Source organism: Streptomyces sp. NPDC046831 (assembly GCF_040645305.1).
GTDB lineage: Bacteria > Actinomycetota > Actinomycetes > Streptomycetales > Streptomycetaceae > Streptomyces.
In genome coordinates this window covers 199,370-225,932 of record NZ_JBEYXZ010000005.1, presented here as the reverse complement: position 1 = coordinate 225,932, position 26,563 = coordinate 199,370, and the positions used below count along the sequence as shown (strand labels likewise).

Annotated in this window: 24 protein-coding genes; 1 reads left to right on the top strand and 23 read right to left on the bottom strand. The window is 72.7% G+C overall.

Annotation, left to right across the window (positions count from 1 at the left end; all coding sequences use genetic code 11):
- Positions 1 to 22 precede the first annotated feature (22 nt).
- From ABZ920_RS07480 to pyrR, 14 genes are all read right to left on the bottom strand, one after another.
- The gene (locus ABZ920_RS07480; protein ID WP_361499777.1) at positions 23 to 2,170 is read right to left on the bottom strand and encodes a primosomal protein N'; all 2,148 of its coding nucleotides are present in this window, start codon (positions 2,168 to 2,170) and stop codon (positions 23 to 25) included.
- A gap of 252 nt (positions 2,171 to 2,422) precedes the next feature.
- A complete protein-coding gene (gene metK / locus ABZ920_RS07475) occupies positions 2,423 to 3,631 on the bottom strand; it encodes a methionine adenosyltransferase (protein WP_361499775.1) in 1,209 nt (402 codons plus the stop codon).
- Between the two features lie 238 nt (positions 3,632 to 3,869).
- Positions 3,870 to 5,072, bottom strand: a complete 1,203-nt coding sequence (gene coaBC, locus ABZ920_RS07470; RefSeq protein WP_361499773.1) for a bifunctional phosphopantothenoylcysteine decarboxylase/phosphopantothenate--cysteine ligase CoaBC — start codon at positions 5,070 to 5,072, stop codon at positions 3,870 to 3,872.
- Positions 5,073 to 5,195: 123 nt separating this feature from the next.
- Positions 5,196 to 5,468, bottom strand: a complete 273-nt coding sequence (rpoZ, locus tag ABZ920_RS07465; protein WP_004933985.1) for a DNA-directed RNA polymerase subunit omega — start codon at positions 5,466 to 5,468, stop codon at positions 5,196 to 5,198.
- Between the two features lie 50 nt (positions 5,469 to 5,518).
- Positions 5,519 to 6,076, bottom strand: a complete 558-nt coding sequence (gene gmk / locus ABZ920_RS07460; protein WP_361499771.1) for a guanylate kinase — start codon at positions 6,074 to 6,076, stop codon at positions 5,519 to 5,521.
- A 37-nt stretch (positions 6,077 to 6,113) separates the two neighbouring features.
- Entirely contained in the window at positions 6,114 to 6,437 is a 324-nt protein-coding gene (locus ABZ920_RS07455) for an integration host factor (RefSeq protein ID WP_003977346.1), read from the bottom strand.
- Between the two features lie 261 nt (positions 6,438 to 6,698).
- Positions 6,699 to 7,544 carry an orotidine-5'-phosphate decarboxylase gene (gene pyrF, locus ABZ920_RS07450; RefSeq protein ID WP_361499769.1) on the bottom strand — a complete coding sequence of 282 codons (846 nt, stop codon included), beginning with the start codon at positions 7,542 to 7,544 and terminating at the stop codon, positions 6,699 to 6,701.
- Positions 7,541 to 8,656 (bottom strand): quinone-dependent dihydroorotate dehydrogenase, encoded by a 1,116-nt coding sequence (locus ABZ920_RS07445; protein ID WP_361499767.1) that lies wholly within the window; start codon positions 8,654 to 8,656, stop codon positions 7,541 to 7,543. The genes pyrF and ABZ920_RS07445 overlap by 4 nt, the downstream gene beginning before the upstream one ends.
- A gap of 71 nt (positions 8,657 to 8,727) precedes the next feature.
- The gene (carB, locus tag ABZ920_RS07440; RefSeq protein WP_361499765.1) at positions 8,728 to 12,036 is read right to left on the bottom strand and encodes a carbamoyl-phosphate synthase large subunit; all 3,309 of its coding nucleotides are present in this window, start codon (positions 12,034 to 12,036) and stop codon (positions 8,728 to 8,730) included.
- A complete protein-coding gene (carA, locus tag ABZ920_RS07435) occupies positions 12,029 to 13,174 on the bottom strand; it encodes a glutamine-hydrolyzing carbamoyl-phosphate synthase small subunit (RefSeq protein ID WP_361499763.1) in 1,146 nt (381 codons plus the stop codon). Before carA ends, carB begins: the two co-directional genes overlap by 8 nt.
- Positions 13,171 to 13,740 (bottom strand): hypothetical protein, encoded by a 570-nt coding sequence (locus ABZ920_RS07430; RefSeq protein ID WP_361499761.1) that lies wholly within the window; start codon positions 13,738 to 13,740, stop codon positions 13,171 to 13,173. Before ABZ920_RS07430 ends, carA begins: the two co-directional genes overlap by 4 nt.
- Positions 13,737 to 15,023 carry a dihydroorotase gene (locus ABZ920_RS07425; protein ID WP_361499759.1) on the bottom strand — a complete coding sequence of 429 codons (1,287 nt, stop codon included), beginning with the start codon at positions 15,021 to 15,023 and terminating at the stop codon, positions 13,737 to 13,739. Before ABZ920_RS07425 ends, ABZ920_RS07430 begins: the two co-directional genes overlap by 4 nt.
- Complete coding sequence (locus ABZ920_RS07420) at positions 15,020 to 16,006, bottom strand: aspartate carbamoyltransferase catalytic subunit (RefSeq protein WP_361499757.1); 987 nt, start codon at positions 16,004 to 16,006, stop codon at positions 15,020 to 15,022. The genes ABZ920_RS07425 and ABZ920_RS07420 overlap by 4 nt, the downstream gene beginning before the upstream one ends.
- A 95-nt stretch (positions 16,007 to 16,101) precedes the next feature.
- On the bottom strand, positions 16,102 to 16,671 hold the full coding sequence (pyrR, locus tag ABZ920_RS07415; RefSeq protein ID WP_361499755.1) for a bifunctional pyr operon transcriptional regulator/uracil phosphoribosyltransferase PyrR: 570 nt from the start codon (positions 16,669 to 16,671) through the stop codon (positions 16,102 to 16,104).
- Positions 16,672 to 16,925: 254 nt separating this feature from the next.
- Between pyrR and bldD the strand changes: the two genes are divergently transcribed.
- Positions 16,926 to 17,429, top strand: a complete 504-nt coding sequence (gene bldD / locus ABZ920_RS07410) for a transcriptional regulator BldD (RefSeq protein WP_043498969.1) — start codon at positions 16,926 to 16,928, stop codon at positions 17,427 to 17,429.
- A gap of 196 nt (positions 17,430 to 17,625) precedes the next feature.
- Here the strand turns inward: bldD and nusB are convergent, their stop codons facing one another.
- The 9 genes from nusB to mltG all read right to left on the bottom strand — a co-directional run bounded on the left by nusB (position 17,626) and on the right by mltG (position 26,530).
- Positions 17,626 to 18,060 carry a transcription antitermination factor NusB gene (nusB, locus tag ABZ920_RS07405; RefSeq protein ID WP_361499753.1) on the bottom strand — a complete coding sequence of 145 codons (435 nt, stop codon included), beginning with the start codon at positions 18,058 to 18,060 and terminating at the stop codon, positions 17,626 to 17,628.
- Between the two features lie 2 nt (positions 18,061 to 18,062).
- Positions 18,063 to 18,629, bottom strand: coding sequence for an elongation factor P (efp, locus tag ABZ920_RS07400; protein ID WP_361499751.1), 567 nt, complete (start codon positions 18,627 to 18,629; stop codon positions 18,063 to 18,065).
- Positions 18,630 to 18,685: 56 nt separating this feature from the next.
- On the bottom strand, positions 18,686 to 19,795 hold the full coding sequence (locus tag ABZ920_RS07395; RefSeq protein WP_361499749.1) for an aminopeptidase P family protein: 1,110 nt from the start codon (positions 19,793 to 19,795) through the stop codon (positions 18,686 to 18,688).
- Positions 19,796 to 19,953: 158 nt separating this feature from the next.
- Positions 19,954 to 20,841 (bottom strand): Pro-rich N-terminal domain-containing protein, encoded by an 888-nt coding sequence (locus tag ABZ920_RS07390; RefSeq protein ID WP_361499747.1) that lies wholly within the window; start codon positions 20,839 to 20,841, stop codon positions 19,954 to 19,956.
- 162 nt (positions 20,842 to 21,003) lie between these two features.
- On the bottom strand, positions 21,004 to 22,095 hold the full coding sequence (gene aroB, locus ABZ920_RS07385) for a 3-dehydroquinate synthase (protein WP_361499745.1): 1,092 nt from the start codon (positions 22,093 to 22,095) through the stop codon (positions 21,004 to 21,006).
- Positions 22,092 to 22,610, bottom strand: a complete 519-nt coding sequence (locus ABZ920_RS07380) for a shikimate kinase (RefSeq protein ID WP_361499743.1) — start codon at positions 22,608 to 22,610, stop codon at positions 22,092 to 22,094. The genes aroB and ABZ920_RS07380 overlap by 4 nt, the downstream gene beginning before the upstream one ends.
- A complete protein-coding gene (aroC, locus tag ABZ920_RS07375) occupies positions 22,607 to 23,791 on the bottom strand; it encodes a chorismate synthase (protein WP_361499742.1) in 1,185 nt (394 codons plus the stop codon). The genes ABZ920_RS07380 and aroC overlap by 4 nt, the downstream gene beginning before the upstream one ends.
- Positions 23,792 to 24,018: 227 nt before the next feature.
- Positions 24,019 to 24,858: a shikimate dehydrogenase gene (locus ABZ920_RS07370; RefSeq protein ID WP_361499740.1), complete on the bottom strand. Its 840-nt coding sequence runs from the start codon at positions 24,856 to 24,858 to the stop codon at positions 24,019 to 24,021.
- Positions 24,839 to 26,530, bottom strand: a complete 1,692-nt coding sequence (gene mltG, locus ABZ920_RS07365; protein WP_361499738.1) for an endolytic transglycosylase MltG — start codon at positions 26,528 to 26,530, stop codon at positions 24,839 to 24,841. Before mltG ends, ABZ920_RS07370 begins: the two co-directional genes overlap by 20 nt.
- Between the last annotated feature and the right edge of the window lie 33 nt (positions 26,531 to 26,563).

Sequence of the window (26,563 nt, the reverse complement as noted above, 5' to 3'; positions counted from 1 at the left end):
GGCCGTGCCCGGTCCGCCCCGCTCAGCCGATGTCCGGCGGGTCGATCCGCACCCAGACCGCCTCGCCGTCCCCCCGCGCCGTCCGGGCCGCCTGCGCGGCCTTCAGCGCGGAGGCCAGCGCCGCCCCGCTGCCCGGCGGCACCCGGACCAGGGCGCGTTCCCAGTGCTCGCCGGGCGGCGGCGCCCCCGTCCGGCGCGGCCGCCCCGCCGGCGTGACGGGGAGGGGGACGGGCCCCAGCACCTGCGCCTCGCCCGGCAGCTCGACGGCGCGCAGGAACGCGGCGACCGCCTCCGGCGGACCGGACACGGCGGCCATCCGCGACACCGGCGGAAAGCCCAGTTCCGCCCGCTCGGCGAGTTCCCGGACCGCGTGGCCGACGGGGTCCCACCGCACCAGTGCCTGCACGGGCCGCAGCGTCGGCTCGGCCACGACGACCACGGTGCCGCCCGCCTCCTGCGGCCGGACGAGCGCGGCGGCACCGATCCACCGGCGCAGCGCGTCCTCCCCCGCCCGCAGGTCGGGCCGGCCCAGCATGGCCCAGCCGTCCAGCAGCAGGGCCGCCGCGTACCCGCCCTCGGCGACCGGTTCGGCGCCCGGTGTGCTGACCACCAGCGCGGGCGTCGCGGGCACCGTGTCCAGGACCTGCTCGCGCCCCGACGTGCGCACCGGCACGGCGGGGAAGGCGCGGCCCAGTTCCTCGGCGGTCCGCCGGGCGCCGACGACCTGGGCCCGCAGCCGGAACGCGCCGCACTCCGGGCAGTGCCAGGCGGTCTCCTCGCGCCCGCACCACTCGCACCGCGGCGCCCCGGCGTCCTGCGCCTGCAGGGGTCCCGCGCAGTGCCGGCAGCGCGCGGGCGCCCGGCACTGCGCGCACGCCATCCGCGGTACGTACCCCCGGCGGGGCACCTGCACGAGCACGGGTCCGTGCCGCAGCCCCTCCCTGGCCACCGACCAGGCCGCCGACGGCAGTCGCGCGGCGCGGGCGGCCTCGTCGCGCGCGAGGTCCGCGTCCCCGACGGTGCGCACCAGCGGCGCCACGCGCCGGACCTGCTCCCGCGCCGCGACGAGGGGCCGCGCCCAGCCGCTCTCCACGAGCTGTGCGGCCTCCACGGTGCAGGACCGGCTGCCCAGCAGGAAGGCGCACCCGTCCTGCGCGGCGCGCAGCATCAGCACCTCACGGGCGTGGGGCTGCGGCGCGTGCGGCTCGCTGTGGCTGTCGTCCCCGTCGTCCCAGACGGCGACGAGCCCGAGGTCCCGGACCGGTGCGAACATCGCGGCCCGCGTCCCGACGACGGCCCGCACGGAGCCGCGGCGCACCGCGAGCCACTGCCGGTACCGCTTCTCCGGTCCGGCGTCGGCGGTGAGGAGCACGTGCCGTCCCTCGCCCAGCAGGGCGGTCAGCGCGGCGTCCACCCGGCCGGCGGCCCGTCCGTCCGGCACGACGACGAGGGCGCCGCGTCCCGAGGCGAGCGTCGCCGCGACGGCGCGGGCCAGCTCGTCGCTCCACTCGGGGCCCGGCAGGGCGTTCCAGACGGCCCGCGGCGAGCCGCCGGCGGCCAGCGCCTCCAGGAACCCGGCTCCCCGCTCGTACCGCGTCCAGGAGCCCGCGCCGGGCGCCGGCGGGGGCGGCAGCGGCGCCGGGGAGGGCCGCTGCTCGGCGCGCGCGCTGCGGGGCGGAACGGCGAGCTGCAGCACGTCGGCGACGCTGCCCGCGTACCGGTCGGCCACCGCCCGTGCGAGCCCCAGCAGCTCCGGGCTCAGCACCGGCTCCGGGGACACGACCTGGGCGAGCGCGGCGAGCGGCCCGGAGTAGTCGCTGTCGGCACGCCGCTCCACGAGGAATCCGTCGATGAGTCCGCCGCCCTCGCGTCGGCCCTCGCGCACGCGGTGGCGCCCGGCGCCGAACCGCACCCGTACCCGGACTCCGGGCTGGGCCTCGGCGTCCAGCTCCGCCGGTACGGCGTAGTCGAAGTACCGGTCCAGGTGCAGCACGCCCTTGTCGACGAGCACCCGCGCGACGGGCAGCTCCTCGGCGAGCGCGGCTCCGCGCCAGGTCCGCGGCTTGGCCCGCGGGGCCTTCGCCTTGCGGACGCTGTCCCGGATGAGCGCGAGCTGCTCCGGCGGCGCACCCTCGGCCCCGCCGTCCCCCGGCCCGTTCTCGCTGCTCACGCTTGCATTCTTACCAAACGGCACGGACAACCGGCGGCGCCCGCGATGCCGGCGGGCCGGCAGGCGGGCCGCGGGCCGGAGCGGGCCCTCCCGGGCTGCGGTGGCAGCGCGGGCTACGTCCGCCGACGCGGCAGGCCGCCGCGCCCGGCCCACCGCGCCGGCGGGTGCCCCGGTGCCCCTGGCGGTACGCCCGAGGCCCGGTCCCCCGCGGGGGGACCGGGCCTCGGACCAGGACCTGACCGGGGACGGGCCCTACAGGCCCGCCGCCTCGCGCAGCGCGTCCACGCGGTCCGTGCGCTCCCAGGTGAAGTCGGGCAGCTCACGGCCGAAGTGGCCGTAGGCGGCGGTCTGGGCGTAGATCGGGCGCAGGAGGTCGAGGTCGCGGATGATCGCGGCCGGGCGGAGGTCGAAGACCTCGTCGATCGCCTTCTCGATCTTCTCGGGGTCGATCTTGTGGGTGCCGAAGGTCTCCACGAACAGGCCGACAGGCTCCGCCTTGCCGATCGCGTAGGCGACCTGGACCTCGCAGCGGGACGCCAGGCCCGCCGCCACGACGTTCTTCGCGACCCAGCGCATCGCGTACGCCGCCGAGCGGTCCACCTTGGACGGGTCCTTGCCGGAGAAGGCGCCGCCGCCGTGGCGGGCCATGCCGCCGTAGGTGTCGATGATGATCTTTCGGCCGGTCAGGCCGGCGTCGCCCATCGGGCCGCCGATCTCGAAGCGGCCGGTGGGGTTGACCAGCAGCCGGTAGCCCTCGGTGTCGAGCTTGATGCCGTCCTCCAGCAGCGCCTTGAGCTCCGGCTCCACGACGAACTCGCGGATGTCCGGCGTCAGCAGCGACTCGAGGTCGATGTCGGAGGCGTGCTGGGAGGAGACGACGACGGTGTCCAGGCGGACCGCCTTGTCGCCGTCGTACTCGATGGTGACCTGCGTCTTGCCGTCCGGGCGCAGGTAGGGGATCGTGCCGTTCTTGCGCACGTCCGACAGGCGCTTGGACAGGCGGTGCGCCAGGAAGACCGGCAGCGGCATCAGCGTCGGCGTCTCGTCCGAGGCGTAGCCGAACATCAGGCCCTGGTCACCGGCGCCCTGGCGGTCCAGCTCGTCGTCGTCGCCCTCGACCCGGGTCTCGTAGGCCGTGTCGACGCCCTGCGCGATGTCCGGGGACTGCGCGCCGATCGACACCGACACGCCGCAGGAGGCGCCGTCGAAGCCCTTCTTCGAGGAGTCGTAGCCGATCCCGAGGATCGTGTTGCGGACCAGGGTCGCGATGTCCGCGTACGCCTTGGTCGTGACCTCGCCGGCCACGTGCACCAGGCCGGTGGTGATGAGGGTCTCCACGGCGACCCGGGAGGTCGGGTCCTCGCGCAGAAGCGCGTCGAGAATGGTGTCGCTGATCTGGTCAGCGATCTTGTCGGGGTGGCCCTCGGTGACGGACTCCGAGGTGAACAGGCGACGGGACACAACGCTCCCTGGGGTTGCAGCGGCTGCTGGCTGATCATTGTGGACGGGCACGGGGCTGCGCCCGGCGGCGTCCGCGGACAGTTTATCGGGCCGACTCGGCCACCGGCCCACCTGTCTCGCCTCTCGGGAGCTCTGTGACCTGCGGCACGCGCATTCTGCCCAATGCCGAGCGGCCCTGAACAGAACGGCCGCGCGCCGGACCGGGGGTCCGGCGCGAACCGCTCGGCCCCCGCGCCGCTCAGGGCAGGCGCGCGGCCACGAGGTCCCAGACGATGTCGGCCAGGGACTCCTTCGGGCCGTGGGGCACAAGGGTCTCGCTGCCGTCGGCGCCGAGCACGACGGCCTCGTTCTCCTCCGCGCCGAAGGTCTTGCGCTCCCCCACCTCGTTGACGACGAGGAGGTCGCAGCCCTTGCGTGCGAGCTTCGTGCGGCCGTTGGCGAGGACGTCGTCGGTCTCGGCGGCGAAGCCGACGATCACCTGTCCGGGCCGCGCCCGGTCGGCCGACACCTCCGCGAGGACGTCCGGATTGCGCACCAGGGCGACGGGCTCCGGCTCCTGGCCGTCCTTCTTCTTGATCTTCCCGGCCGCGTAGACCGCGGGGCGGAAGTCCGCGACGGCCGCCGCCATGACCACCGCGTCGGCGTCCGCGGCGGCCTTCAGCACCGCCTCGCGCAGTTGCAGGGCGGTACCGACGGGCACGACGTCGACGCCCGCGGGGTCCGGCAGGCCGGTGTTCGCCGCGATCAGCGTCACCCGGGCGCCGCGCGCGGCCGCCGTGCGCGCCAGGGCGTAGCCCTGCTTGCCCGACGAGCGGTTGCCGAGGAAGCGGACGGGGTCGAGCGGCTCACGGGTGCCGCCGGCGCTGACGACGACGTGCCGGCCGGCGAGGTCCGGCGCGGTGACGCCGCGGGCCAGCACCCGGCGGCAGACCTCGAAGATCTCCACGGGGTCGGGCAGCCGGCCCTTGCCGGTGTCGACGCCGGTGAGCCGGCCGACCGCCGGTTCGATCACGACGGCGCCGCGGCGGCGCAGCGTCGCCACGTTCTCCCGGGTGGCCGGGTGCTCCCACATCTCCGTGTGCATGGCGGGGGCGAAGACGACCGGACAGCGGGCGGTGAGGAGGGTGTTGGTCAGGAGGTCGTCCGCGAGGCCGTGGGCGGCCTTGGCGAGCAGGTCCGTCGTGGCCGGGGCCACCACGACCAGGTCGGCGTGCTGGCCGATGCGCACGTGCGGGACCTGGTGGACGTCGTCCCAGACCTCGGTGGTGACGGGGTTGCCGGACAGGGCCGACCAGGTCGCGGCACCGACGAAGTGCAGCGCGGAGGCCGTGGGGACGACGCGGACGTCGTGTCCCGACTCCGTGAACCTGCGCAGCAGCTCACAGGCCTTGTATGCGGCGATGCCGCCACTCACGCCCAGCACGACCCTCGGCTTGTCCACCGTCTCTCCCGCCACTCGGCTGTCCCGCGCCCGGGACGGGCGCACGGATCCATGACACACCACAGGCCCGACGATCGCGTCGTCGGGCCTGTGGAAAAACCTGCTGCGATCCGCAGATATGACTTACTGACCCGGGCCTTCGACGGCCTCGGAGGTCAGCAGACCCGCGTTGATCTCGCGCAGGGCGATGGAGAGCGGCTTCTCGTGGACGTGGGTGTCCACGAGCGGACCGACGTATTCCAGCAGACCCTCGCCGAGCTGCGAGTAGTACGCGTTGATCTGGCGGGCCCGCTTGGCCGCGTAGATCACGAGGCTGTACTTCGAGTCGGTGGCCTCGAGGAGCTCGTCGATCGGCGGGTTGATGATGCCCTCGGGCGCGGAGATGGAAGAGGACACGCTCTACCTTCCGATGGATGGGAAAGAATCAGTGAGGGTGACCGTGACGGTCACACCACGTTCATCAAGGCTAGCAGCTCACGCGCCACGTCCTCGACGGAGGTGTTGACCAGGGTCTCGTCGAACTCGGGCTCGGCCGCCAGCTCGACCCTCGCCGCGTCCAGCCGGCGCTCGATCACCTCGGGCGACTCGGTGCCCCGTCCGGTGAGCCTGCGCACCAGCTCCTCCCACGACGGAGGAGCCAGGAACACCAGGTGGGCCTCGGGCATCGACTCCCGGACCTGACGGGCGCCCTGGAGGTCGATCTCCAGGAGGACCGGCACCCCGGCCTCCAGGTGCTCCAGGACGGCGACGCGCGGCGTGCCGTAGCGGTTGCCGGCGAACTCGGCCCACTCCAGCAGCTCGCCGTTGGCGATCAGCTTGTCCATCTCGTCGTCGGTGACGAAGAAGTAGTGGACCCCGTGCTGTTCACCGGGGCGGGGCTTGCGGGTCGTCGCCGACACCGAGAGCCAGACCTCGGGGTGTTCCTTGCGCATATGGGCGACGACCGTGCTCTTGCCGACCCCCGAGGGGCCGGAGAGCACGGTCAGCCGCGGACGTTCACTCATGCAGCGATTATTCCAGCAATCCCGGGGTGCCCGGGACTCAGGAGCCGGTGCTGCCGAACTCGCGCTCCAGGGAGGCGATCTGGTTGGAGCCGAGGCCTCGCACGCGACGGCTCTCGGAGATGCCGAGTCGCTCCATGATCTGCTTGGCGCGGACCTTGCCCACGCCCGGCAGGGACTCGAGCAGGGCGGAGACCTTCATCTTGCCGATGACGTCGTTCTCCTGTCCCTGCTTGATGACCTCGTGCAGGGAGGCGCCGGAGTGCTTGAGTCGATTCTTGACCTCGGCCCGCTCCCGGCGAGCCGCGGCGGCCTTTTCGAGCGCGGCTGCGCGCTGTTCAGGGGTAAGGGGCGGAAGAGCCACGCCTACGTCACCTCGGATGTCGAACTGTCGGATACGGACCGGTGAGGAACCTAGTCGCCCCACACCTGGGGAGGTACGAGCAACACGCTTGCCCGTTCTCTCGACGGAGACTAGCGGTCAACTCCGCCAGAGTCAGCGAGAACAGCGGAAAAGTCCTGGTCAGCCTCCATAGGGACGGACATTTAGGACATACTGCCCCGGATTTGAGGATGTATCCAGACCCGGCCGGTCCCCCGACCGGCGCCGCGGCCGCCCGCGGACTCAGCCGCCGGCGACCGCCGCCCGGACCTCCTGCGCGAAGCGTTCCGCGGCGTCACGCAGCGCGACGACGTCGGGACCGTGACGCAGGACACCCCGGCTGACGTTCGGCACCACGTTGCGCACCGCGGCCCCGAAGACGCGCGGGAGGTCGGCGGGCGTCGCCCCCTGGGCCCCGATCCCGGGCGCGAGGAGCGGCCCGTTCATCTCGAGGTCGTAGGTGGACAGGTCGCCCAGTGTGGCGCCCACGACCGCGCCGAAGGAGCCCAGGGGCGCCTGGCCCGCGTTCTCCTCGGCCAGGTGCGCGAGGACGGTCGCGCCGACGGTGCGGCCGTCGGACCGGACGGCGTGCTGCACCTCACCGCCCTCCGGGTTGGAGGTCAGTGCCAGCACGAACAGCCCGGCCCCGCTCGATCGGGCCAGCTCCACCGCGGGCTTCAGGGACCCGTAGCCGAGGTAGGGCGAGACGGTCAGGGCGTCCGAGAACAGCGGCGCGCCGGGGTCCAGGAAGGCCTCCGCGTAGGCGGCCATGGTCGAGCCGATGTCGCCGCGCTTGGCGTCCATGACGACCAGGGCACCGGCCGCCCGCGCCTCCTCGACCGACTTCTCCAGCACGGCCAGGCCCCGGGAGCCGAAGCGCTCGAAGAACGCGATCTGCGGCTTGAGCACGGCGACCCGGTCGGCGGTGGCCTCGACCACCCTGCGGCTGAACCGCTCCAGACCGGCGACGTCGTCGTTCAGGCCCCACTCGGTGAGCAGGGACGCGTGCGGGTCGATGCCGACGCACAGCGGGCCGCGCTCGTCCATGGCGCGGCGCAGGCGTGCGCCGAAGGGCTCCAGGGTGCTCATGCGGTGCGGTCCGCCTTCCTGACGTCGGCGCCGACCGCGTCGGCGAGCGTGGCGTACGGGCTGGTGCGCAGGCGCGCGGCGAGCCCCTTGTGCAGGGCGCGGGCCCAGAAGGGTCCCTCGTAGACGAAGGCGCTGTAGCCCTGGACCAGCGTCGCGCCGGCCAGGATGCGCTGCCAGGCGTCCTCGGCGTTCTCGATGCCGCCCACGCCGACGAGGGTGATGCGGTCGCCCACGCGCGCGTACAGGCGGCGCAGCACCTGGAGGGACCGCGCCTTCAGCGGGGCGCCCGACAGGCCGCCCGTCTCCTTCACCAGGGCGGGACCGGACCGCAGGCCGAGTCCCTCGCGGGCGACGGTGGTGTTCGTGGCGATGATCCCGTCGAGGCCGAGCTCGACGGCGAGGTCGGCGACCGCGTCGACGTCCTCGTCGGCGAGGTCCGGCGCGATCTTCACCAGCAGCGGCACGCGGCGGCCGGGGACCGCGCGGTCGGCGGCCTGGCGCACGGCGCCCAGCAGCGGCCGCAGCGCCTCGGTGGCCTGCAGGTCGCGCAGGCCGGGGGTGTTCGGGGAGGAGACGTTGACGACCAGGTAGTCGGCGTACGGCGCCAGGCGCTCGGCCGACTTCACGTAGTCGCCGACCGCCTCGGTCTCCGGGACGGCCTTGGTCTTGCCGATGTTGACGCCGACGACGGTCCTGAAGACCGGGGTGCGGGAGGCCAGGCGCGCGGCGACGGCCAGCGAGCCGTCGTTGTTGAAGCCCATGCGGTTGATCAGCGCCCGGTCGGCGACGAGGCGGAACAGCCGCTTCTTGGGGTTGCCGGGCTGCGGCTCCCCGGTGACCGTGCCGATCTCGACGTGGTCGAAGCCGAGCATGGTCATGCCGTCGATGGCGACGGCGTTCTTGTCGAAGCCGGCGGCGAGCCCGAACGGGCCGTGCATGCGCAGCCCGAACGCCTCCGTGCGCAGTTCCTTGTGGCGGGGGGCCAGGGCGGCCGCGAGGAAGGTGCGCAGCACGGGGATGCGGACGGCGAGGCGGATCCAGCGGAAGGCCAGGTGGTGCGCGGCCTCCGGGTCCATCCGTCGGAACACCAGGCGGAAGAACAGCTTGTACATGTGTCGGTGAGTCCTCGTGTGCCTCATGAAGAGGGGGACACCGTTTCCGGTGTCCCCCTCTTCGGTGGCTGCTAGTCGCGGGCCGCGGTCAGGAATTCGGCGTGTTCCTGGAGGGAACGGACGCCCACGTCGCCGTGGGTGAGGGCGTCGATGCCCTGGACCGCCGCGGCGAGCGCCTGGACCGTCGTCAGACAGGGCACGGAGCGTGCCACGGCCGCCGTGCGGATCTCGTAGCCGTCGAGGCGGCCGCCGGTGCCGTACGGGGTGTTGACGATGAGGTCGACCTCGCCGTCGTGGATGAGCTGGACGATGGTCTTCTCGCCGTTCGGGCCGGTGCCCTCGGACTGCTTGCGCACGATCGTGGCGTTGATGCCGTTGCGCTTGAGGACCTCGGCGGTGCCGGAGGTGGCGAGCAGCTCGAAGCCGTGGGCGACCAGCTCGCGCGCCGGGAAGATCATCGACCGCTTGTCGCGGTTGGCGACGGAGATGAACGCCCGGCCCTTCGTCGGCAGCGGGCCGTACGCGCCGGCCTGCGACTTGGCGTAGGCCGTGCCGAAGACGGAGTCGATGCCCATGACCTCGCCGGTGGAGCGCATCTCCGGGCCGAGGACCGTGTCGACGCCGCGGCCGTGGATGTCGCGGAAGCGCGACCACGGCATCACGGCCTCCTTGACGGAGATCGGCGCGTCCAGCGGCATGGTGCCGCCGTCGCCGTTCTTCGGCAGCAGGCCCTCGGCGCGCAGTTCGGCGATGGTGGCGCCCAGCGAGATCCGGGCGGCCGCCTTGGCCAGCGGCACCGCGGTCGCCTTGGAGGTGAAGGGCACGGTGCGCGAGGCGCGCGGGTTGGCCTCCAGGACGTAGAGGATGTCGCCGGCCAGCGCGAACTGGATGTTGATCAGGCCGCGCACGCCGACGCCCCGGGCGATGGCCTCGGTGGAGGTCCGCAGCCGCTTGACGTCGAAGCCGCCCAGGGTGATCGGCGGCAGCGCGCACGCCGAGTCGCCGGAGTGGATGCCGGCCTCCTCGATGTGCTCCATCACGCCGCCGAGGTAGAGCTCCTCGCCGTCGTAGAGCGCGTCCACGTCGATCTCTATGGCGTCGTCGAGGAACCGGTCCACCAGGACCGGCCGCGAGGGGCTGATCTCGGTCGACTCGGCGATGTACGTCTCCAGGCGCGTCTCGTCGTAGACGATCTCCATGCCGCGTCCGCCGAGGACGTACGACGGCCGTACGAGGACCGGGTAGCCGATCTCGTCGGCGATGGCCTTGGCCTCGGCGAAGGTGGTGGCGGTGCCGTGCTTCGGCGCCGGCAGGCCGGCCTCGGCGAGGACCCGGCCGAAGGCGCCCCGGTCCTCGGCCGCGTGGATGGCCTCGGGCGAGGTGCCCACGATCGGCACGCCGTTGTCCTTCAGCGCCTGGGCGAGGCCCAGCGGGGTCTGGCCGCCGAGCTGGACCACGACACCGGCGACCGGGCCGGCCCGGCGCTCGGCGTGGACGATCTCGAGGACGTCCTCCAGCGTCAGCGGCTCGAAGTACAGCCGGTCGGAGGTGTCGTAGTCGGTGGAGACGGTCTCCGGGTTGCAGTTGACCATCACGGTCTCGTATCCGGCGTCGTGCAGCGCGAAGGAGGCGTGGACGCAGGAGTAGTCGAACTCGATGCCCTGGCCGATGCGGTTGGGCCCGGAGCCGAGGATGATGACCGCGGGCCGCTCGCGCGGCTCGATCTCCGTCTCCTCGTCGTAGGAGGAGTAGAAGTACGGCGTCCTGGCGGCGAACTCGGCGGCGCAGGTGTCGACCGTCTTGTAGACCGGGCGGATGCCGAGGGCGTGCCGGACCTCGCGGACGACGTCCTCGCGCAGCCCGCGGATCTCGCCGATCTGCTGGTCGGAGAATCCGTGCCGCTTGGCCTCGGCGAGCAGCTCGGGGGTGAGCTCGGCCGCCTCGGAGAGCTCGTCCGCGATCTCCTTGATCAGGAAGAGCTGGTCGACGAACCACGGGTCGATCTTCGTGTACTCGAAGACCTCCTCCGGGGTGGCGCCGGCGCGGATGGCCGCCATGACGGTGTTGATCCGGCCGTCGGTCGGGCGTACGGCCGCGCGCAGCAGTTCGTCCTTGTCGCCGGGGTCGCCGGTGAAGGTGAACTGGCTGCCCTTCCTCTCCAGCGAGCGCAGCGCCTTCTGGAACGCCTCGGTGAAGTTGCGGCCGATGGCCATGGCCTCGCCGACCGACTTCATCGTGGTGGTCAGCGTGGAGTCGGCGCTGGGGAACTTCTCGAAGGCGAACCGCGGGGCCTTGACGACCACGTAGTCCAGGGTCGGCTCGAAGGAGGCCGGGGTCTCCTGGGTGATGTCGTTCGGGATCTCGTCGAGGGTGTAGCCGACGGCGAGCTTGGCCGCGATCTTGGCGATCGGGAAGCCGGTCGCCTTGGAGGCGAGGGCGGAGGAGCGCGAGACGCGCGGGTTCATCTCGATGACGATCACGCGGCCGTCCTCGGGGTTCACCGCGAACTGGATGTTGCAGCCGCCGGTGTCGACGCCGACCTCGCGAATGATGGCGATGCCCATGTCGCGCAGGACCTGGTACTCGCGGTCGGTGAGCGTCATCGCCGGGGCGACGGTGATCGAGTCGCCGGTGTGGACGCCCATCGGGTCGAAGTTCTCGATGGAGCAGACGACCACGACGTTGTCCTGCTTGTCGCGCATCAGCTCCAGCTCGTACTCCTTCCAGCCGAGGATGGACTCCTCCAGGAGGACCTCGGTGGTCGGGGAGAGCGCGAGGCCGGTGCCGGCGATGCGGCGCAGCTCCTCCTCGTCGTGGGCGAAGCCGGAACCGGCGCCGCCCATCGTGAAGGAGGGGCGGACGACGACCGGGTAGCCGCCCAGTTCGCCGACGCCGGCGAGCACCTCGTCCATGGTGTGGCAGATGACCGAGCGGGCGGACTCACCGTGCCCGATCTTCTTGCGGACCTCCTCGACGACCAGCTTGAACTGGTCGCGGTCCTCGCCCTTGTGGATCGCCTGGACGTTGGCGCCGATCAGCTCGACGCCGTACTTGTCCAGCACGCCGTTGTCGTGGAGCGAGATGGCCGTGTTGAGCGCGGTCTGGCCGCCCAGGGTGGGCAGCAGGGCGTCGGGGCGCTCCTTGGCGATGATCTTCTCGACGAACTCGGGGGTGATCGGCTCGACGTAGGTCGCGTCGGCGATCTCCGGGTCGGTCATGATCGTCGCCGGATTGGAGTTGACGAGGACGACGCGCAGGCCCTCGGACTTCAGCACGCGGCACGCCTGGGTGCCGGAGTAGTCGAACTCGGCGGCCTGGCCGATGACGATCGGGCCGGAGCCGATGACCAGGACGGACTGGATATCGGTGCGCTTAGGCACGCTGGCCCTCCATCAGGGAGACGAAGCGGTCGAACAGGTAGGCGGCGTCGTGCGGGCCCGCGGCCGCTTCGGGGTGGTACTGGACGCTGAAGGCGGGCCTGTCGAGCAGGTTGAGGCCCTCCACCACGTTGTCGTTCAGGCAGACGTGGGAGACCTCGGCACGGCCGAAGGGGGTGTCGGAGACCTTGTCGGTCGGCGCGTCGACGGCGAAGCCGTGGTTGTGCGCGGTGACCTCGACCTTGCCGGTCGTGCGGTCCTGCACCGGCTGGTTGATGCCGCGGTGGCCGTACTTCAGCTTGTAGGTGCCGAAGCCGAGCGCCCGGCCGAGGATCTGGTTGCCGAAGCAGATGCCGAACAGCGGCGTGCCGCGCTCCAGGACGCCCTGCATCACGGAGACGGGGTGGTCGGCGGTGGCCGGGTCGCCCGGCCCGTTGGAGAAGAACACACCGTCGGGCTCGACCGCGTAGACGTCCTCGATCGTGGCCGTGGCGGGCAGCACGTGCACCTCGATGCCCCGCTCGGCCATGCGGTGCGGGGTCATGCCCTTGATGCCAAGGTCCACCGCGGCGACGGTGTACTTCTTCTCGCCGAGCGCGGGGACGACGTACGCCTCCTTGGTGGCGACCTCCGCGGACAGGTCGGCGCCCACCATCTCGGGGGCCTGCCGCACGCGGGCGAGCAGCGCCGCGTCGTCCCGGACCGCGTCCCCGCTGAAGATGCCGACGCGCATGGCGCCGCGCTCGCGCAGGTGGCGGGTGAGGGCGCGGGTGTCGATGCCGCTGATGCCGACGACGCCCTGCGCGGCGAGCTCCTCGTCCAGCGTGCGCCGGGAGCGCCAGGAGGAGGGCACGCGCGCGGGGTCGCGCACGACGTAGCCGGAGACCCAGATCCGCCGGGACTCGGGGTCCTCGTCGTTGATGCCGGTGTTGCCGATGTGCGGGGCCGTCATCACGACCACCTGGCGGTGGTACGACGGGTCGGTGAGGGTCTCCTGGTAGCCGGTCATGCCGGTGGAGAACACGGCCTCGCCGAACGTCTCCCCCACGGCCCCGTAGGCGCGGCCGCGGAAGACCCGGCCGTCCTCCAGGACGAGTACGGCGGGAACCCTCTGTGCGGTTCCCCTGGTGGAGGTGGTCATCGTTCGGCGCCTTCCGTGGTGTTCGTTTCGGTCATGGTGGTGAGGGCCTCGACCCACCGGGGGTGCTCGGCCGCCCGGTCGGAGCGGAAGCCGGAGTCGATCAGCCTGCCGCCGTGCTCCCAGGTGACCACGAGCAGCCCGCCCTCGGTGAGGACCTTGCCGGCGATGCCCTTGTCCAGGCGGGCCCCGCGCAGCCGCGCGGCGGGGACGAAGAAGTCCGTGGCCCCGGGGCGTACGACGTCCAGGCCCGCGTCCGTCAGGGTGAGCTCGGCCCGGCTGCGGGTGCCCAGGCCGTGGGCGACGATGCGGTCCAGCCACTGCCCGGCGGTGGTGGAGCCGTGGTAGCGCCCGCTCATCGTCAGTCTCGGCTCGCCCGGGTGCTCGGGAGCGTGCGGCAGGTCCGGCAGGTCGCCCTGGAGCGTTCCGCGCCACTTCCAGCCCTCGCGCATCAGCCAGTAGACGAGGACGACGAAGAGGGCGAGGCCGACGAGCCAGCCGATCCGGGCGGCCCAGTCGGTCACGTCGGCCGATTTCTGCGCGGCCGCGAGCAGGGTTACAGAGGTCACGTGAGCTTCCCGTCGACGAGCGTGGCCTTGCCCCGGAGCCACGTGTGGGTGACACGGCCCGGCAGCTCACGTCCCTCGTAGGGGGTGTTGCGGCTGCGCGAGGCGAAGCCCGCGGGGTCCACCTGCCCACGGTATGCCGTGTCGAGCAGTGTGAGGTTGGCGGGCTCACCTGCCGAGACGGGCCGGCCGTGTCCCCGTGCCCCGCCGATGCGCGCGGGTGTGAAGGACATGCGGTCGGCGACGCCGGCCCAGTCGAGCAGACCGGTGTCGACCATGGTCTCCTGGACGACCGACAGCGCGGTCTCCAGGCCGACCATGCCCATGGCGGCCGCGGCCCACTCGCAGTCCTTGTCCTCGTGCGGGTGCGGGGCGTGGTCGGTGGCGACGATGTCGATCGTGCCGTCGGCGAGCGCCTCGCGCAGGGCGTGCACGTCGCGTTCGGTGCGCAGCGGCGGGTTGACCTTGTAGACCGGGTTGTAGCTGCGCACCAGCTCGTCGGTCAGGAGCAAGTGGTGCGGGGTGACCTCGGCGGTGACCCGGATGCCGCGCGACTTGGCCCAGCGGACGATCTCGACGGACCCGGCGGTCGACAGGTGGCAGATGTGGACGCGGGAGCCGACGTGCTCGGCGAGCAGCACGTCCCGGGCGATGATCGACTCCTCGGCGACGGCGGGCCAGCCCCCGAGGCCCAGCTCGGCGGAGACGACGCCCTCGTTCATCTGGGCGCCCTCGGTCAGGCGCGGTTCCTGCGCGTGCTGGGCGACGACGCCCCCGAAGGCCTTCACGTACTCCAGCGCCCGGCGCATGATCACCGCGTCGTCGACGCACTTGCCGTCGTCGGAGAAGACGGTCACGCCGGCCGCCGACTCGTGCATGGCGCCGAGCTCGGCGAGCTTGCGGCCCTCCAGGCCGACGGTGACGGCGCCGACGGGCTGCACGTCGCAGTAGCCGTGCTCCCGGCCCAGCCGCCAGACCTGCTCGACCACGCCGGCGGTGTCGGCGACCGGGAAGGTGTTGGCCATGGCGAACACGGCGGTGTAGCCGCCGGAGGCGGCCGCGCGGGTGCCGGTCAGCACCGTCTCGGAATCCTCGCGGCCGGGCTCGCGCAGGTGGGTGTGCAGGTCGACCAGACCCGGCAGGAGGACCCTGCCGTCGGCCTCGACGACCTCGGCGCCCCCGGCGGACAGCCCGGTGCCGACCTCGGCGATCGTCTCGCCCTCGATCAGGACGTCCTGCGGCGCGCCGCCGAGCACCTTCGCACCACGGATCAGGGTCTTGCTCATCGCTCTTGCTTCTCCTCGGTACGAGAGTGGGTGAGGGCGGGCTCCTTGCCGCCGAGCAGGAGGTACAGCACGGCCATGCGGATGGAGACGCCGTTGGCGACCTGCTCGACGGCGGTGCAGCGGCCGGAGTCGGCGACCTCGGCGGTGATCTCCATGCCGCGGACCATCGGGCCGGGGTGCATCACGATGGCGTGCTCGGGCATCCGCGCCATGCGGTCGGCGTCGAGGCCGTAGCGGCGGGAGTACTCGCGCTCGGTGGGGAAGAACGCGGCGTTCATGCGCTCGCGCTGGACGCGCAGCATCATCACCGCGTCCGACTTGGGCAGCGCGGCGTCGAGGTCGTAGGAGACCTCACAGGGCCAGGACGCGACGCCGACCGGCAGCAGGGTGGGCGGGGCGACCAGGGTGACCTCGGCGCCGAGGGTGTGCAGCAGGTCGACGTTGGAGCGGGCGACCCGGCTGTGCAGGACGTCGCCGACGACGGTGACGCGCCTGCCGGACAGGTCCTGGCCGAGGCCCGCGTCCCGCCCGACCAGGCGGCGGCGCATGGTGAAGGCGTCGAGCAGGGCCTGCGTGGGGTGCTGGTGGGTGCCGTCGCCGGCGTTGATGACGACGGCGTCGATCCAGCCGGAGTTGGCGAGGCGGTAGGGGGCACCGGAGGCGCCGTGCCGGATGACGACGGCGTCGACGCCCATGGCCTCCAGGGTCTGCGCGGTGTCCTTCAGGGACTCGCCCTTGGACACGCTGGAGCCCTTGGCGGAGAAGTTGATGACGTCCGCGGACAGCCGCTTCTCGGCGGCCTCGAAGGAGATCCGGGTGCGGGTGGAGTCCTCGAAGAAGAGGTTGACCACGGTGCGGCCGCGCAGGGTCGGCAGTTTCTTGATCGGCCGGTCGGCGACCCGGGCCATCTCCTCGGCGGTGTCGAGGATCAGGACGGCGTCGTCGCGGGTGAGGTCGGCGGCCGAGATGAGATGACGCTGCATCTGTCAGGCTCCGTAAGGCAGTTCATTCAGGAGATTTCGGGCAGGCGAGGGCGCGGCGGTGCGGCGTACGGCGGCGCGTACGCCTGGCGCTGCTGCTACTGCTCGCCCGGGGCGGCCGGCGCGGCACCGAGCAGAACGGTGTCGCGCCCGTCCTCCTCGGCCAGCTGGACCTTGACCGTCTCCCGCAGCGACGTGGGGAGGTTCTTGCCGACGTAGTCGGCGCGGATGGGCAGTTCGCGGTGGCCGCGGTCGACGAGGACCGCCAGCTGCACGGCGCGGGGGCGCCCGATGTCGTTCAGGGCGTCGAGGGCGGCGCGGATGGTGCGCCCGGAGAAGAGCACGTCGTCGACGAGAACGACCAGACAGCCGTCGATGCCGTCGCCGGGGATCTCGGTGCGGGCCAGCGCACGCGGCGGGTGCATGCGCAGGTCGTCGCGGTACATGGTGATGTCGAGCGAGCCGCAGGGGACCTTGCGCTCGGTGATCTGCTCGAGCTTGGCGGCGAGCCGCTGGGCGAGGAAGACGCCCCTGGTCGGAATGCCGAGGAGCACCACGTCGTCGGCGCCCTTGGCGCGTTCGACGATCTCGTGGGCGATGCGGGTCAGTACCCGCGCGATGTCGGGCCCCTCGAGGACGGGCCTGGCATCGGACGCTTGCGTGTCCATGGGAAACGGACCTCCTTCTCCGCCTCACGGGACGGACCTTAAAGGACGTCGGGATTGCGCCACCCACGGTAGCAGGCCCCGCGGGGGACCTCGTTCACCCCCTCGGCCCCCTCGGCTGCCGGCCGTGCGGAACCGGTGGTGCGGACCGTTCGGCTTGACGCAGCAGAGTAACTCTGCGTAACCTCACAGTGAGTTACCAGCCGCGCGGCACGGAAACACGACCGACCGCGTCGACACAGTGTCCGGGGAGCCATATGTCCAGCGAATACGCCAAACAGCTCGGGGCAAAGCTCCGGGCCATCCGCACCCAGCAGGGCCTTTCCCTCCACGGTGTCGAGGAGAAGAGCCAGGGACGCTGGAAGGCGGTCGTGGTCGGTTCCTACGAGCGCGGGGACCGGGCCGTGACCGTGCAGCGCCTCGCCGAGCTGGCGGATTTCTACGGTGTTCCCGTGCAGGAGCTGCTGCCGGGCACCACCCCGGGCGGCGCCGCCGAGCCCCCGCCGAAGCTGGTCCTGGACCTGGAGCGGCTGGCCACGGTGCCGGCCGAGAAGGCGGGCCCGCTGCAGCGGTACGCGGCGACGATCCAGTCCCAGCGTGGTGACTACAACGGCAAGGTCCTCTCGATCCGCCAGGACGACCTGCGCACGCTCGCCGTCATCTACGACCAGTCCCCCTCGGTGCTGACCGAGCAGCTGATCAGCTGGGGTGTGCTGGACGCGGACGCCCGCCGCGCCGTGGCGGCCCACGAGGAGAGCTGAGCCCCACAGGACTCGGAAGGTCTCAGCAGAAACGTGCCGCCGGAGTGGCCGGAACCTGATGGGTCCGGTCGCCCCGGCGGCTTTCTGCGCCCCGTCCGGGGGCGTGGAGGCGGACGGGACGCCCGAGGGCCCGCAGCGATGACGCTGCGGGCCCTCGGGCGTGTGCGGGCCTGTCGCCGTGCTCCTGGCGCCGGCCCTAGGCCTCTTCGCGGCGCAGGGAGGGCTTGAGGTCCTTCAGCCGGCCGAGCAGGCCGTTGACGAACGAAGGCGACTCGTCCGTCGAGAACTCCTTCGCCAGCTGCACCATCTCGTCCAGGACGACGGCGTCCGGGGTCTCGTCGACCCAGATCAGCTCGTAGGCGCCCAGGCGCAGGAGGTTGCGGTCGACGACGGGCATGCGGTCCAGCGTCCAGCCGACCGCGTACTGCGCGATCAGCTCGTCGATACGGGTCGCGTGCTGGGCGTACCCCTCGACGAGCTGCATCGTGTACTCCCTCACCGGCGGCTGCCGGGTGTCGGTCCGGGCGTGCCGGATCCAGTCCGCGAGGACGGTCAGGACGTCGACGCCGCGCTGGTCGCTCTCGAAGAGGATCTGGAAGGCGCGCTTGCGGGCCGTGTTGCGGGCAGCCACGGTTAGCTGTTCACCCGGCCGAGGTAGTCGCTGGTGCGGGTGTCGACCTTGATCTTCTCACCGGTGGTGATGAAGAGCGGGACCTGGATCTGGTGGCCGGTCTCCAGCGTGGCGGGCTTGGTGCCACCGGTGGAGCGGTCGCCCTGGACGCCCGGCTCGGTCTCGGCGATGGTCAGCTCGACGGCGGCCGGGAGCTCCACGAAGAGCACCTCGCCCTCGTGCTGGGCCACGGTGGCGGTGAAGCCCTCGACGAGGAAGTTGGCGGCGTCGCCGACGGACTTCCGGTCGATGTGCAGCTGGTCGTAGGTCTCCATGTCCATGAAGACGAAGTACTCGCCGTCCATGTAGGAGAACTGCATGTCGCGCTTGTCGACGGTGGCCGTTTCGACCTTGACGCCGGCGTTGAAGGTCTTGTCGACGACCTTGCCGGACAGCACGTTCTTGAGCTTGGTGCGCACGAAGGCCGGGCCCTTGCCGGGCTTGACGTGCTGGAACTCGACGACGGACCAGAGCTGGCCGCCTTCGAGCTTGAGCACCATGCCGTTCTTGAGGTCGTTCGTGGAAGCCACGGTTGCGGAATCTCCTGGACTGACGTACGACCCGGGGGCAGGCGCACAGCGCGAGGCTAGAGCGCGAGCAGCTCCTTGGTCGTGATGGTGAGTAGCTCGGGTCCGCCGTCCGCCTCGGGGCGCACGACGAGCGTGTCATCGATCCGGACACCGCCCCGGCCCGGGAGGTGGACCCCCGGTTCGACGGTGACCGGCACGCAAGCGTCCAGTTTACCCATGGCCGTGGGGGCCAACTGCGGGTCCTCGTCGAATTCGAGTCCCACGCCGTGGCCCATGAGCGGAGGCAGGCCCTCCGTGTACCCGGCGGCGTCGAGTACCTGGCGTGCCGCGCGGTCCACTTCACGGTAGACGGTCCCCGGCGCCAGCGCCTCCCGTCCGGCGCGCTGCGCGGTGAACACCAGGTCGTACAGCTGGATCTGCCAGTCCGCCGGGGAGGTGCCGATGACGAAGGTGCGGCCGATCTCGCAGCGGTAGCCGCGGTAGGCCGCCCCCAGGCACACGGACAGGAAGTCGCCCTCCTCCACCCGCCGGTCGGTGGGCCGGTGGCCGCGCCGCCCGGCGTTGGGGCCGGTGGCGACGGACGTCGGGAAGGCGGGGCCGTCGGCGCCGTGGTCCACCAGCCGCCGTTCCAGCTCCAGGGCGAGGTGGCGCTCGGTGCGGCCGACGAGGATGGACTCCAGCAGTTCGCCGAGCGCCTGGTCGGCGATCTCGGCGCCGATCCGCAGGCAGGAGATCTCCTCCTCGTCCTTGACCACCCTCAACTGCTCGACGGCGCTGCCGAGGTCGGTGAGGCGGAGGCGGGAGGCGACCGAGGCGAGGGCGCGGTGGCGCGCGACGGTGAGGTGGTGCTCCTCCACGGCGAGGGACTCGGCGCCCCGGGTGCGGGCGATGTCGGCCGCGGCCAGGGCCGGGTCGCCGGCGGGTCTGTGCAGCACCTGGACGGGCAGCGCGTCGTCGGGGCGGCCGTCGTAGGGGCGGTCCTCCGGCGGGCCCGCGCACACCAGCAGGTCGTCGCGTTCGCCGAGCAGCAGGACGGCACTCTGCGGGGACGCTCCCGCGAGGTACCGCACATTGGCGGGACGAGTCACCAGCGCCGCCGCGCTGCCGCCCGCGTTGCAGCGCTCCCGTAGCCGGGCCCGGCGGGCCGCGTACACCTCTGATGACATGAACCGAGCCTAAGAGCGGCGGCCCGATGTCGCCGGTCGGGAGAGCCGAGTGGGCGTCGCAGAGCGCTGTAATCGAGGCGTCACGGGTGCCGGGCGGCGGCTTGCCGCAGGTGGGAGGGGCGGCGGCGAAGACGGAAGGTTTCTCCGGCTCGCCGCCGTCACCAGCTCGGCGGGCTCGCGATCGAACGGGCCAGGACCTCGTCAAGGAGGCGCGCCGTGGCCGGGACGTCGAGCTGGGAGTTGTCGATGATCGGCAGTCCCGAGCCGTACCAGCCGGCCATCCGGCCGTGGATGCGCGCCACCTCCTCGTCGCCGAGACGGCGGTTGCCGGTGCGCTCGGCGTTGCGCTCCAGGACGACGTCGAGGCCGGGGAGCAGGACGACCGGCAGCAGCCCGGGGCCGACGTGACGCTTCCAGCCGCCGAGTCCGACGACCGGCCGGTCGGGGAAGACGGCGTCGTCGAGGATGCAGGAGATCCCGTTGGCGAGGAAGTTGCGCGCGGCGAAGCCGCAGGTGCGGCGGGCCAGGCGGTACTGGGCCTCGGAGTGGTCGTTCCAGCCGGAGCGGGGGTCGGCGAAGCCGGAGCGGACCCATTCGCGGACGTCGTCAAGGCTGATGTGCGCCGTGGGGACCCGGCGGTGGTCGGCCCAGTACTTGGCGACGCTGGTCTTGCCGGCGCCCGCCGGCCCGATCAGCAGCACGGCGAGGGTCGTGACGCCCGCCTCGGGCGCGGCCGGTGCGCTCGGCACGGCCACCGGGCCACCCGGCGGCAGCGTGACGTGCCCGGTCGTCTCCGGGAGCGGTGCCGCGGGCGGGGCCTGGTGGGGCGGCGCGACGGGGGGAACGGGGTGCGGTGCGGCCGGGGGCGGCGCGACGGGCGGGCGCGGGCCCGACACGGCACCGGGGTAGCCCGGCGGGGGCGGCGGCACAGGTGCCGGACCCTGGTGCTGGGGACCCGGGTGGTGTGCGGCCGACGACCAGCCGGCGGCCGGTCCGTGCCCCGGCTGGTGGGGCGGCGGCAGCGGACTCCCCACTGCGTGCTGCATCCGGTGCCACTCCGTCTCGTACAAGGCAATGGGCGCTGGTAGCGGGCGAGAGCCCCGCTGCACCGAACGGTACCGTCCCCGGCCGTCCTGTGGTGAACGGCCGGGGAGGGCCTCGAGTGCCCGGCGCCGCGGGCGCGTCGGGCGGGGAGTGCCGCGCGGGAGCTACTGCCCCACTTCGCCGTAGGCGGCGAGGAGGACGGCCGGGTCCGGCCCCTCCAGGACGGTGGGCTTGGCGAGGCCGTCGAGGACGATGAAGCGCAGCAGGTCGCCGCGGGATTTCTTGTCGACCTTCATCGTCTCCAGCAGCCTGGGCCACTGGTCGTACCGGTAGTGCAGCGGCAGCCCGACCGACTCCAGGACGGTGCGGTGCCGGTCGGCGGTGGCGTCGTCCAGGCGCCCCGCGAGACGGCCCAGTTCGGCGGCGAAGTGCATGCCCACGGCCACCGCCGCGCCGTGCCGCCACTTGTAGCGCTCGTTCTTCTCGATGGCGTGGCCGAGGGTGTGTCCGTAGTTGAGGATCTCCCTGAGGCCCGATTCCTTGAGGTCCGCGGAGACGACGTCGGCCTTGACCCGGATGGAGCGCTCGATGAGCTCGGCGGTGTGCGGACCGGCCGGGGTGCGGGCCGCCTCGGGGTCGGACTCGATGAGGTCCAGGATCACCGGGTCGGCGATGAAGCCGGCCTTGATCACCTCGGCGAGCCCGGAGACGTAGTCGTGGACGGGCAGCGAATCCAGCGCCGCCAGGTCGCACAGCACGCCGACGGGCGGGTGGAAGGCGCCCACCAGGTTCTTGCCCTCGGCGGTGTTGATGCCGGTCTTGCCGCCGACGGCCGCGTCCACCATGGCCAGCACGGTCGTCGGGATGGCGATCCAGCGCACCCCGCGCAGCCAGGTCGCGGCGACGAAGCCGGCGAGGTCGGTGGTCGCGCCGCCGCCGACACCGACGATGACGTCGCTCCGGGTGAACCCGGACTGCCCGAGCGCCTTCCAGCAGTAGGCGGCGACCTCCGCGGTCTTGGCCTCCTCCGCGTTGGGGACCTGGATGGCCACGGCCTCGTAGCCCTGCTCGGCCAGGTCGGCCCGCAGCGTCTCGCCGGTCTCGGCCAGCGCCTCGGGGTGCACGACCGCGACCCGCCTGGCCCGGTCACCGATGAGACCGGCCAGCTCGCCCAGCAGCCGGCGCCCGACGAGCACGTCGTAGGGTTCGGTGCCCGCCGTGCCCGCGATGTGGATGCGGGTCACTTCCTCGCTCATGCTTCCTTCAACTCCAGTGCGTCCAGGACGGCTCGGGCGACCTCTTCGGGGTCGCGCCCGTCGGTGGCCACCACGGCCGTGGCGACTTCCTCGTACAGGTGGCGGCGGGCCTCCATCAGCTCGCGCCACTGCTTGCGCGGGTTGACCGCGAGGAGCGGACGGGCCGCGTTGAGGCCGGTCCGCCGGACGGCGGACTCGACGTCCATCGACAGGTAGACCACGCGCAGCCCGTCCAGCAGCGCGCGCGTGTCCGGGTCCAGGATCGCGCCGCCGCCCAGGGCGAGGACGCCGTCGTGCCCGGCCAGCGCGCGGGCGACGGCCCGCTTCTCGATCGCGCGGAACGCCGGCTCGCCCTCGTCGACGAAGATCTCCGCGACGGTCCGGCCCTCGGCGGCGACGATGTCGTCGTCGGTGTCCCGGTACGCCACCCCGAGACGGTCTGCCAGCAGCCGGCCGACGGTGGACTTGCCCACGCCCATCGGCCCGACCAGGACCACGGCGGGCGCCGCGCTCACCGGACCGCCAGGTTCTCGAGGTACGACCGCACGTTGCGGGCGGTCTCGGCCACGCTGTCGCCGCCGAACTTCTCGGCGACCGCGTCCGCCAGGACCAGGGCGACCATGGCCTCGGCCACGATGCCGGCCGCGGGCACGGCGCACACGTCGGAGCGCTGGTGGTGGGCCTGAGCCGGCTCGCCGGTGGCCAGGTCCACCGTCCGCAGCGCCCGGGGCACGGTCGCGATCGGCTTCATCGCCGCCCTCACCCGCAGCAGTTCACCGGTGGACAGGCCGCCCTCGGTGCCGCCGGAACGACCCGTCGCGCGCCGGATGCCCTCGGGCGTGGCGAGGATCTCGTCGTGCGCCTGGGAGCCGGGCACCCGCGCGAGCTCGAAGCCGTCGCCGACCTCGACGCCCTTGATCGCCTGGATGCCCATGAGCGCCGCCGCCAGGCGGGCGTCCAGCCGCCGGTCCCAGTGGACGTGCGAGCCCAGGCCGACCGGCACCCCGTAGGCCAGCACCTCGACGACGCCGCCGAGCGTGTCGCCGTCCTTGTGGGCCTGGTCGATCTCCGCGACCATCGCCTTGGACGCGTCCGGGTCCAGGCACCGCACCGGGTCGGCGTCCAGCCTCTCGACGTCCGCCGGGGCCGGGTACACCCCGTAGGGCGCCTTGGCCGAGGCCAGCTCCACCACGTGCGAGACGATCTCGATGCCCGCGGTCTCCTTCAGGTAGGACCGCGCCACCGCGCCCAGCGCCACCCGGGCCGCCGTCTCACGTGCGCTGGCGCGCTCCAGGATCGGCCGGGCCTCGTCGAAGCCGTACTTCTGCATGCCGGCCAGGTCGGCGTGGCCGGGGCGCGGGCGGGTCAGGGGCGCGTTGCGGGCCAGTTCGGCCAGCTCGGCCGGATCGACCGGGTCGGCCGCCATGACCGTCTCCCACTTGGGCCACTCCGTGTTGCCCACCATGATCGCCACCGGGGAGCCGAGGGTGCGGCCGTGCCGGACACCGCCCAGGAAGGTGACCTCGTCGCGCTCGAACTTCATCCGGGCACCGCGCCCGTAGCCCAGCCGCCGCCGCGCGAGGTGGTCCGCCACCATCTCCGTGGTGATCGGCACGCCGGCGGGAAGACCCTCCAGCGTGGCGACGAGTGCGGGTCCGTGCGACTCGCCCGCGGTCAGCCAACGCAACCTGCTCAACGGTGCTCCTCATGCTCGCGCCTGCAACTGCGACGGCGCGGCCGGGTGCGCGGCCCTGGCCCGCCACCTCCGATCCTCCCACGTCCGCCGGGCGGGCCCGGCCGCCGGTCCAGCAGGCGGACGCCCGGCGAGACGCGCACGGGGACGGCGTGTGCCGCGCGGCCCTGCCCGCACCCTCGCCGCGTGGGCCGCCGGGTGGGGGGCCGGCGGGAGCGGGTCGGCCCGTCTCAGCGCTCCGACATCGCCTTCTCCCCCGCTCGGCGCATGGCCTCCAGGGGGGCCGGCGAGCGGCCCGTCATCTGCTCCACCTGGAGGACCGCCTGGTGCACGAGCAGGTCCAGGCCGCTGACGACGGCGCCGCCGGCCATGGACCAGCGGGCCGCCAGGTCGGTGGGCCAGGGGTCGTAGAGGACGTCGAAGAGGGTGGCGGGCCGCTCCGGCACGGCGCCCGCGAGTGCGTCCGTCGTGCCGGCCGGGGTGGTCGCGACGACCAGGGGGGCGCGCAGGGCCTGTGCCGCGTCCGCCCAGGGTGCGGTGCGCACCTCGACGCCCAGCCGCTCACCCCACTGCCGCATCTCGGCGGCCCGGGCGTCGCTGCGGACGTAGGCGACGACCTCGCCGGTGCAGATGCGCGCGAGCGCGGCCAGCGCCGAGGAGGCGGTGGCGCCGGCGCCGAGGATCGCCGCCGAGTCGACCTGGTCGATGCCGTGCTCGCCGAGGGCGGCGACCATGCCGGGGACGTCGGTGTTGTCCCCGGCCCGCCGCCCGTCCTCGGTGAGGACCACCGTGTTGACCGCCTCGACGGCGGCCGCCGTCTCGCTGACCGCGTCGAGCAGCGGGATGACGGCCCGCTTCAGCGGCATGGTCAGCGACAGGCCCGCCCACTCCGGCCCGAGGCCGCGGAGGAACCCGGGCAGGGCCGCCTCGTCGACCTCGAACCGGTCGTACGACCAGTTCGCCAGGCCCAGTTCCGCGTAGGCGGCGCGGTGCAGCACCGGTGAGAGGGAGTGGGCGACGGGCGAGCCGAGCACGGCCGCCCGGCGGGCCTCAGTTGCCCGAGCTGGCATTGAACTTGTCCTTGAGCTTCTGGAACTCGGCGTAGGTGCGGGCGAACTCGGTCTTGTTCATGCCGTCGGTCGCCACGAAGTAGACCCAGCCCTCGTCGGTCGGATCCAGGGCCGCCCTCAGGGCCTCGTCGCCGGGGTTGCCGATCGGACCGGGCGGCAGGCCCTTGCGGGTGTACGTGTTGTACGGGTCCTTGTTGCTGTTGATCTCGGACTCGCTGATGTTGATGTTGCTCTCGCCCTTGAGGTAGTTGAAGGTCGAGTCGAACTGCAGCAGCTGGTTGGTCTCGGTGTTCGTGGGCTTGAGGCGGTTGTAGACCACCTCGGCCATCTTGCGGAAGTCGTCGTGCGTCTTGCCCTCGGCCTGGACGAGGCTGGCGACCGTGACGACCTGCAGCGGGTCGGACAGGTTCAGTTCCCTGGCCTTAGCGGCGAGGTCGTAGCGACCGTAGGCCTGGTTGGCCTGCGTGACCATCTGCTTGAGCACCGACTCGGGCTTCATGCCCTTGGCGGCGGGATAGGTGCCCGGGTAGAGGAAGCCCTCCAGCGGGTCCTTGATCTCCTTGTTCGTGTTCGCCCAGCCCGGCAGGCCGAGGGTCCCGGACTGCCTCTCGGCGACCTTCCTCGTGGTCCCCGCGGCCAGTTCGAGTTTCTTGTCGATCGCCGCGTAGACCAGGACGTTGCGCTCGCCCGGGGTGACCATCACGTTGTTCTGGCTCTTGGGGTCCAGCATCAGAGCGACCGCGCTGTCGGCGGACATCTGCTTCTTCAGCAGATAGGCACCTGCCTGGATCTTGTTGCCGTCGGGGTTGCGCGTCTGCGCGGACACGAAGGCGTCGACGCTCTTGACGACGCCGGCCTGCTTCAGCTTCCGGCCGATGTCGTAGCCGCCGGCACCCTTCGGGATCTCCACGGTCACCGCCTCGCCGGTGCCGTCACCCGCGTAGTCCGGCGGCGCGCCGAAACGATTTTGGTAGAACTGGTAGCCGTAGTAGCCGACTCCGGCCAGGCCGCCGCCGAACACCAGCACGACGACCAGGCAGGCGCAGCCGTTGCGCCGCTTCTTGCCCTTGGTCCGGCCCTTGCCGCCGCGGCCCCGGCGGTCGCCGCGCCCGCGGCCCTCCCCCGGTTCGCCGGCGTCGTCCGCGTCGTCGTCGCCCCCCGCGAAGAACGCGTGGTCCTCCTGCTCGGGGTCGGGGTCCCAGTCGGGCCGCGGCTCCGGTTCGGCGCCGCGGCGGCTCGGCGGCTCCGGCGGCGGGTAGGCCTCGGGCGTGCCGTAGAGGTCGGGCTGCTCCGCGTCGTAGGCGGCCTGCTGCCCGTAGGGGTCGGCCGGGTCGGCGCCGGCGGGGTACGCCACCTGCGCGTGCGTACCGGTGGTGTCCCAGCCGCCGCCCTGCTGGTACTGGTGCCGGTGGTCCTGCTCGGCGTGCTGCTGCCGGCCCTGCTCGTCGTACTGCGGAGCGTGCGGGTACTGCTCCGGCCCGTAGCCGCCCTGCGGCTCGCGCCCCCAGTCGCCGTACTGCTGCTGCGGCTGCTGGGGGTGGTGCTGCGGCCGGCCGCCGTACGGAGACTGCGGGCCCGCGTCGGCCCGCTGCTCTCCCCATCCGCCGTCCCCGTACAACGGGTCCTCGGGATGCCACGGTGCGGAGCCCGGGCCCCGGCCATACTCAGTCATCGATCCCCTAGAGCCGCGAGGCGACGGTCACGC

Excerpts from the sequence above, each read along its gene's own strand:
- gmk (WP_361499771.1), bottom strand. The coding sequence starts at position 6,076 with ATGAGTGAACGTCCGCGGCTGACCGTGCTCTCCGGCCCCTCGGGGGTC.
- pyrF (WP_361499769.1), bottom strand. The coding sequence starts at position 7,544 with ATGAGCACCCTGGAGCCCTTCGGCGCACGCCTGCGCCGCGCCATGGAC.
- ABZ920_RS07445 (WP_361499767.1), bottom strand. The coding sequence starts at position 8,656 with ATGTACAAGCTGTTCTTCCGCCTGGTGTTCCGACGGATGGACCCGGAG.
- carA (WP_361499763.1), bottom strand. The coding sequence starts at position 13,174 with ATGACCACCTCCACCAGGGGAACCGCACAGAGGGTTCCCGCCGTACTC.
- ABZ920_RS07425 (WP_361499759.1), bottom strand. The coding sequence starts at position 15,023 with ATGAGCAAGACCCTGATCCGTGGTGCGAAGGTGCTCGGCGGCGCGCCG.
- ABZ920_RS07420 (WP_361499757.1), bottom strand. The coding sequence starts at position 16,006 with ATGCAGCGTCATCTCATCTCGGCCGCCGACCTCACCCGCGACGACGCC.
- pyrR (WP_361499755.1), bottom strand. The coding sequence starts at position 16,671 with ATGGACACGCAAGCGTCCGATGCCAGGCCCGTCCTCGAGGGGCCCGAC.
- bldD (WP_043498969.1), top strand. The coding sequence starts at position 16,926 with ATGTCCAGCGAATACGCCAAACAGCTCGGGGCAAAGCTCCGGGCCATC.
- ABZ920_RS07395 (WP_361499749.1), bottom strand. The coding sequence starts at position 19,795 with ATGTCATCAGAGGTGTACGCGGCCCGCCGGGCCCGGCTACGGGAGCGC.
- ABZ920_RS07390 (WP_361499747.1), bottom strand. The coding sequence starts at position 20,841 with ATGCAGCACGCAGTGGGGAGTCCGCTGCCGCCGCCCCACCAGCCGGGG.
- aroB (WP_361499745.1), bottom strand. The coding sequence starts at position 22,095 with ATGAGCGAGGAAGTGACCCGCATCCACATCGCGGGCACGGCGGGCACC.
- ABZ920_RS07370 (WP_361499740.1), bottom strand. The coding sequence starts at position 24,858 with ATGCCAGCTCGGGCAACTGAGGCCCGCCGGGCGGCCGTGCTCGGCTCG.
- mltG (WP_361499738.1), bottom strand. The coding sequence starts at position 26,530 with ATGACTGAGTATGGCCGGGGCCCGGGCTCCGCACCGTGGCATCCCGAG.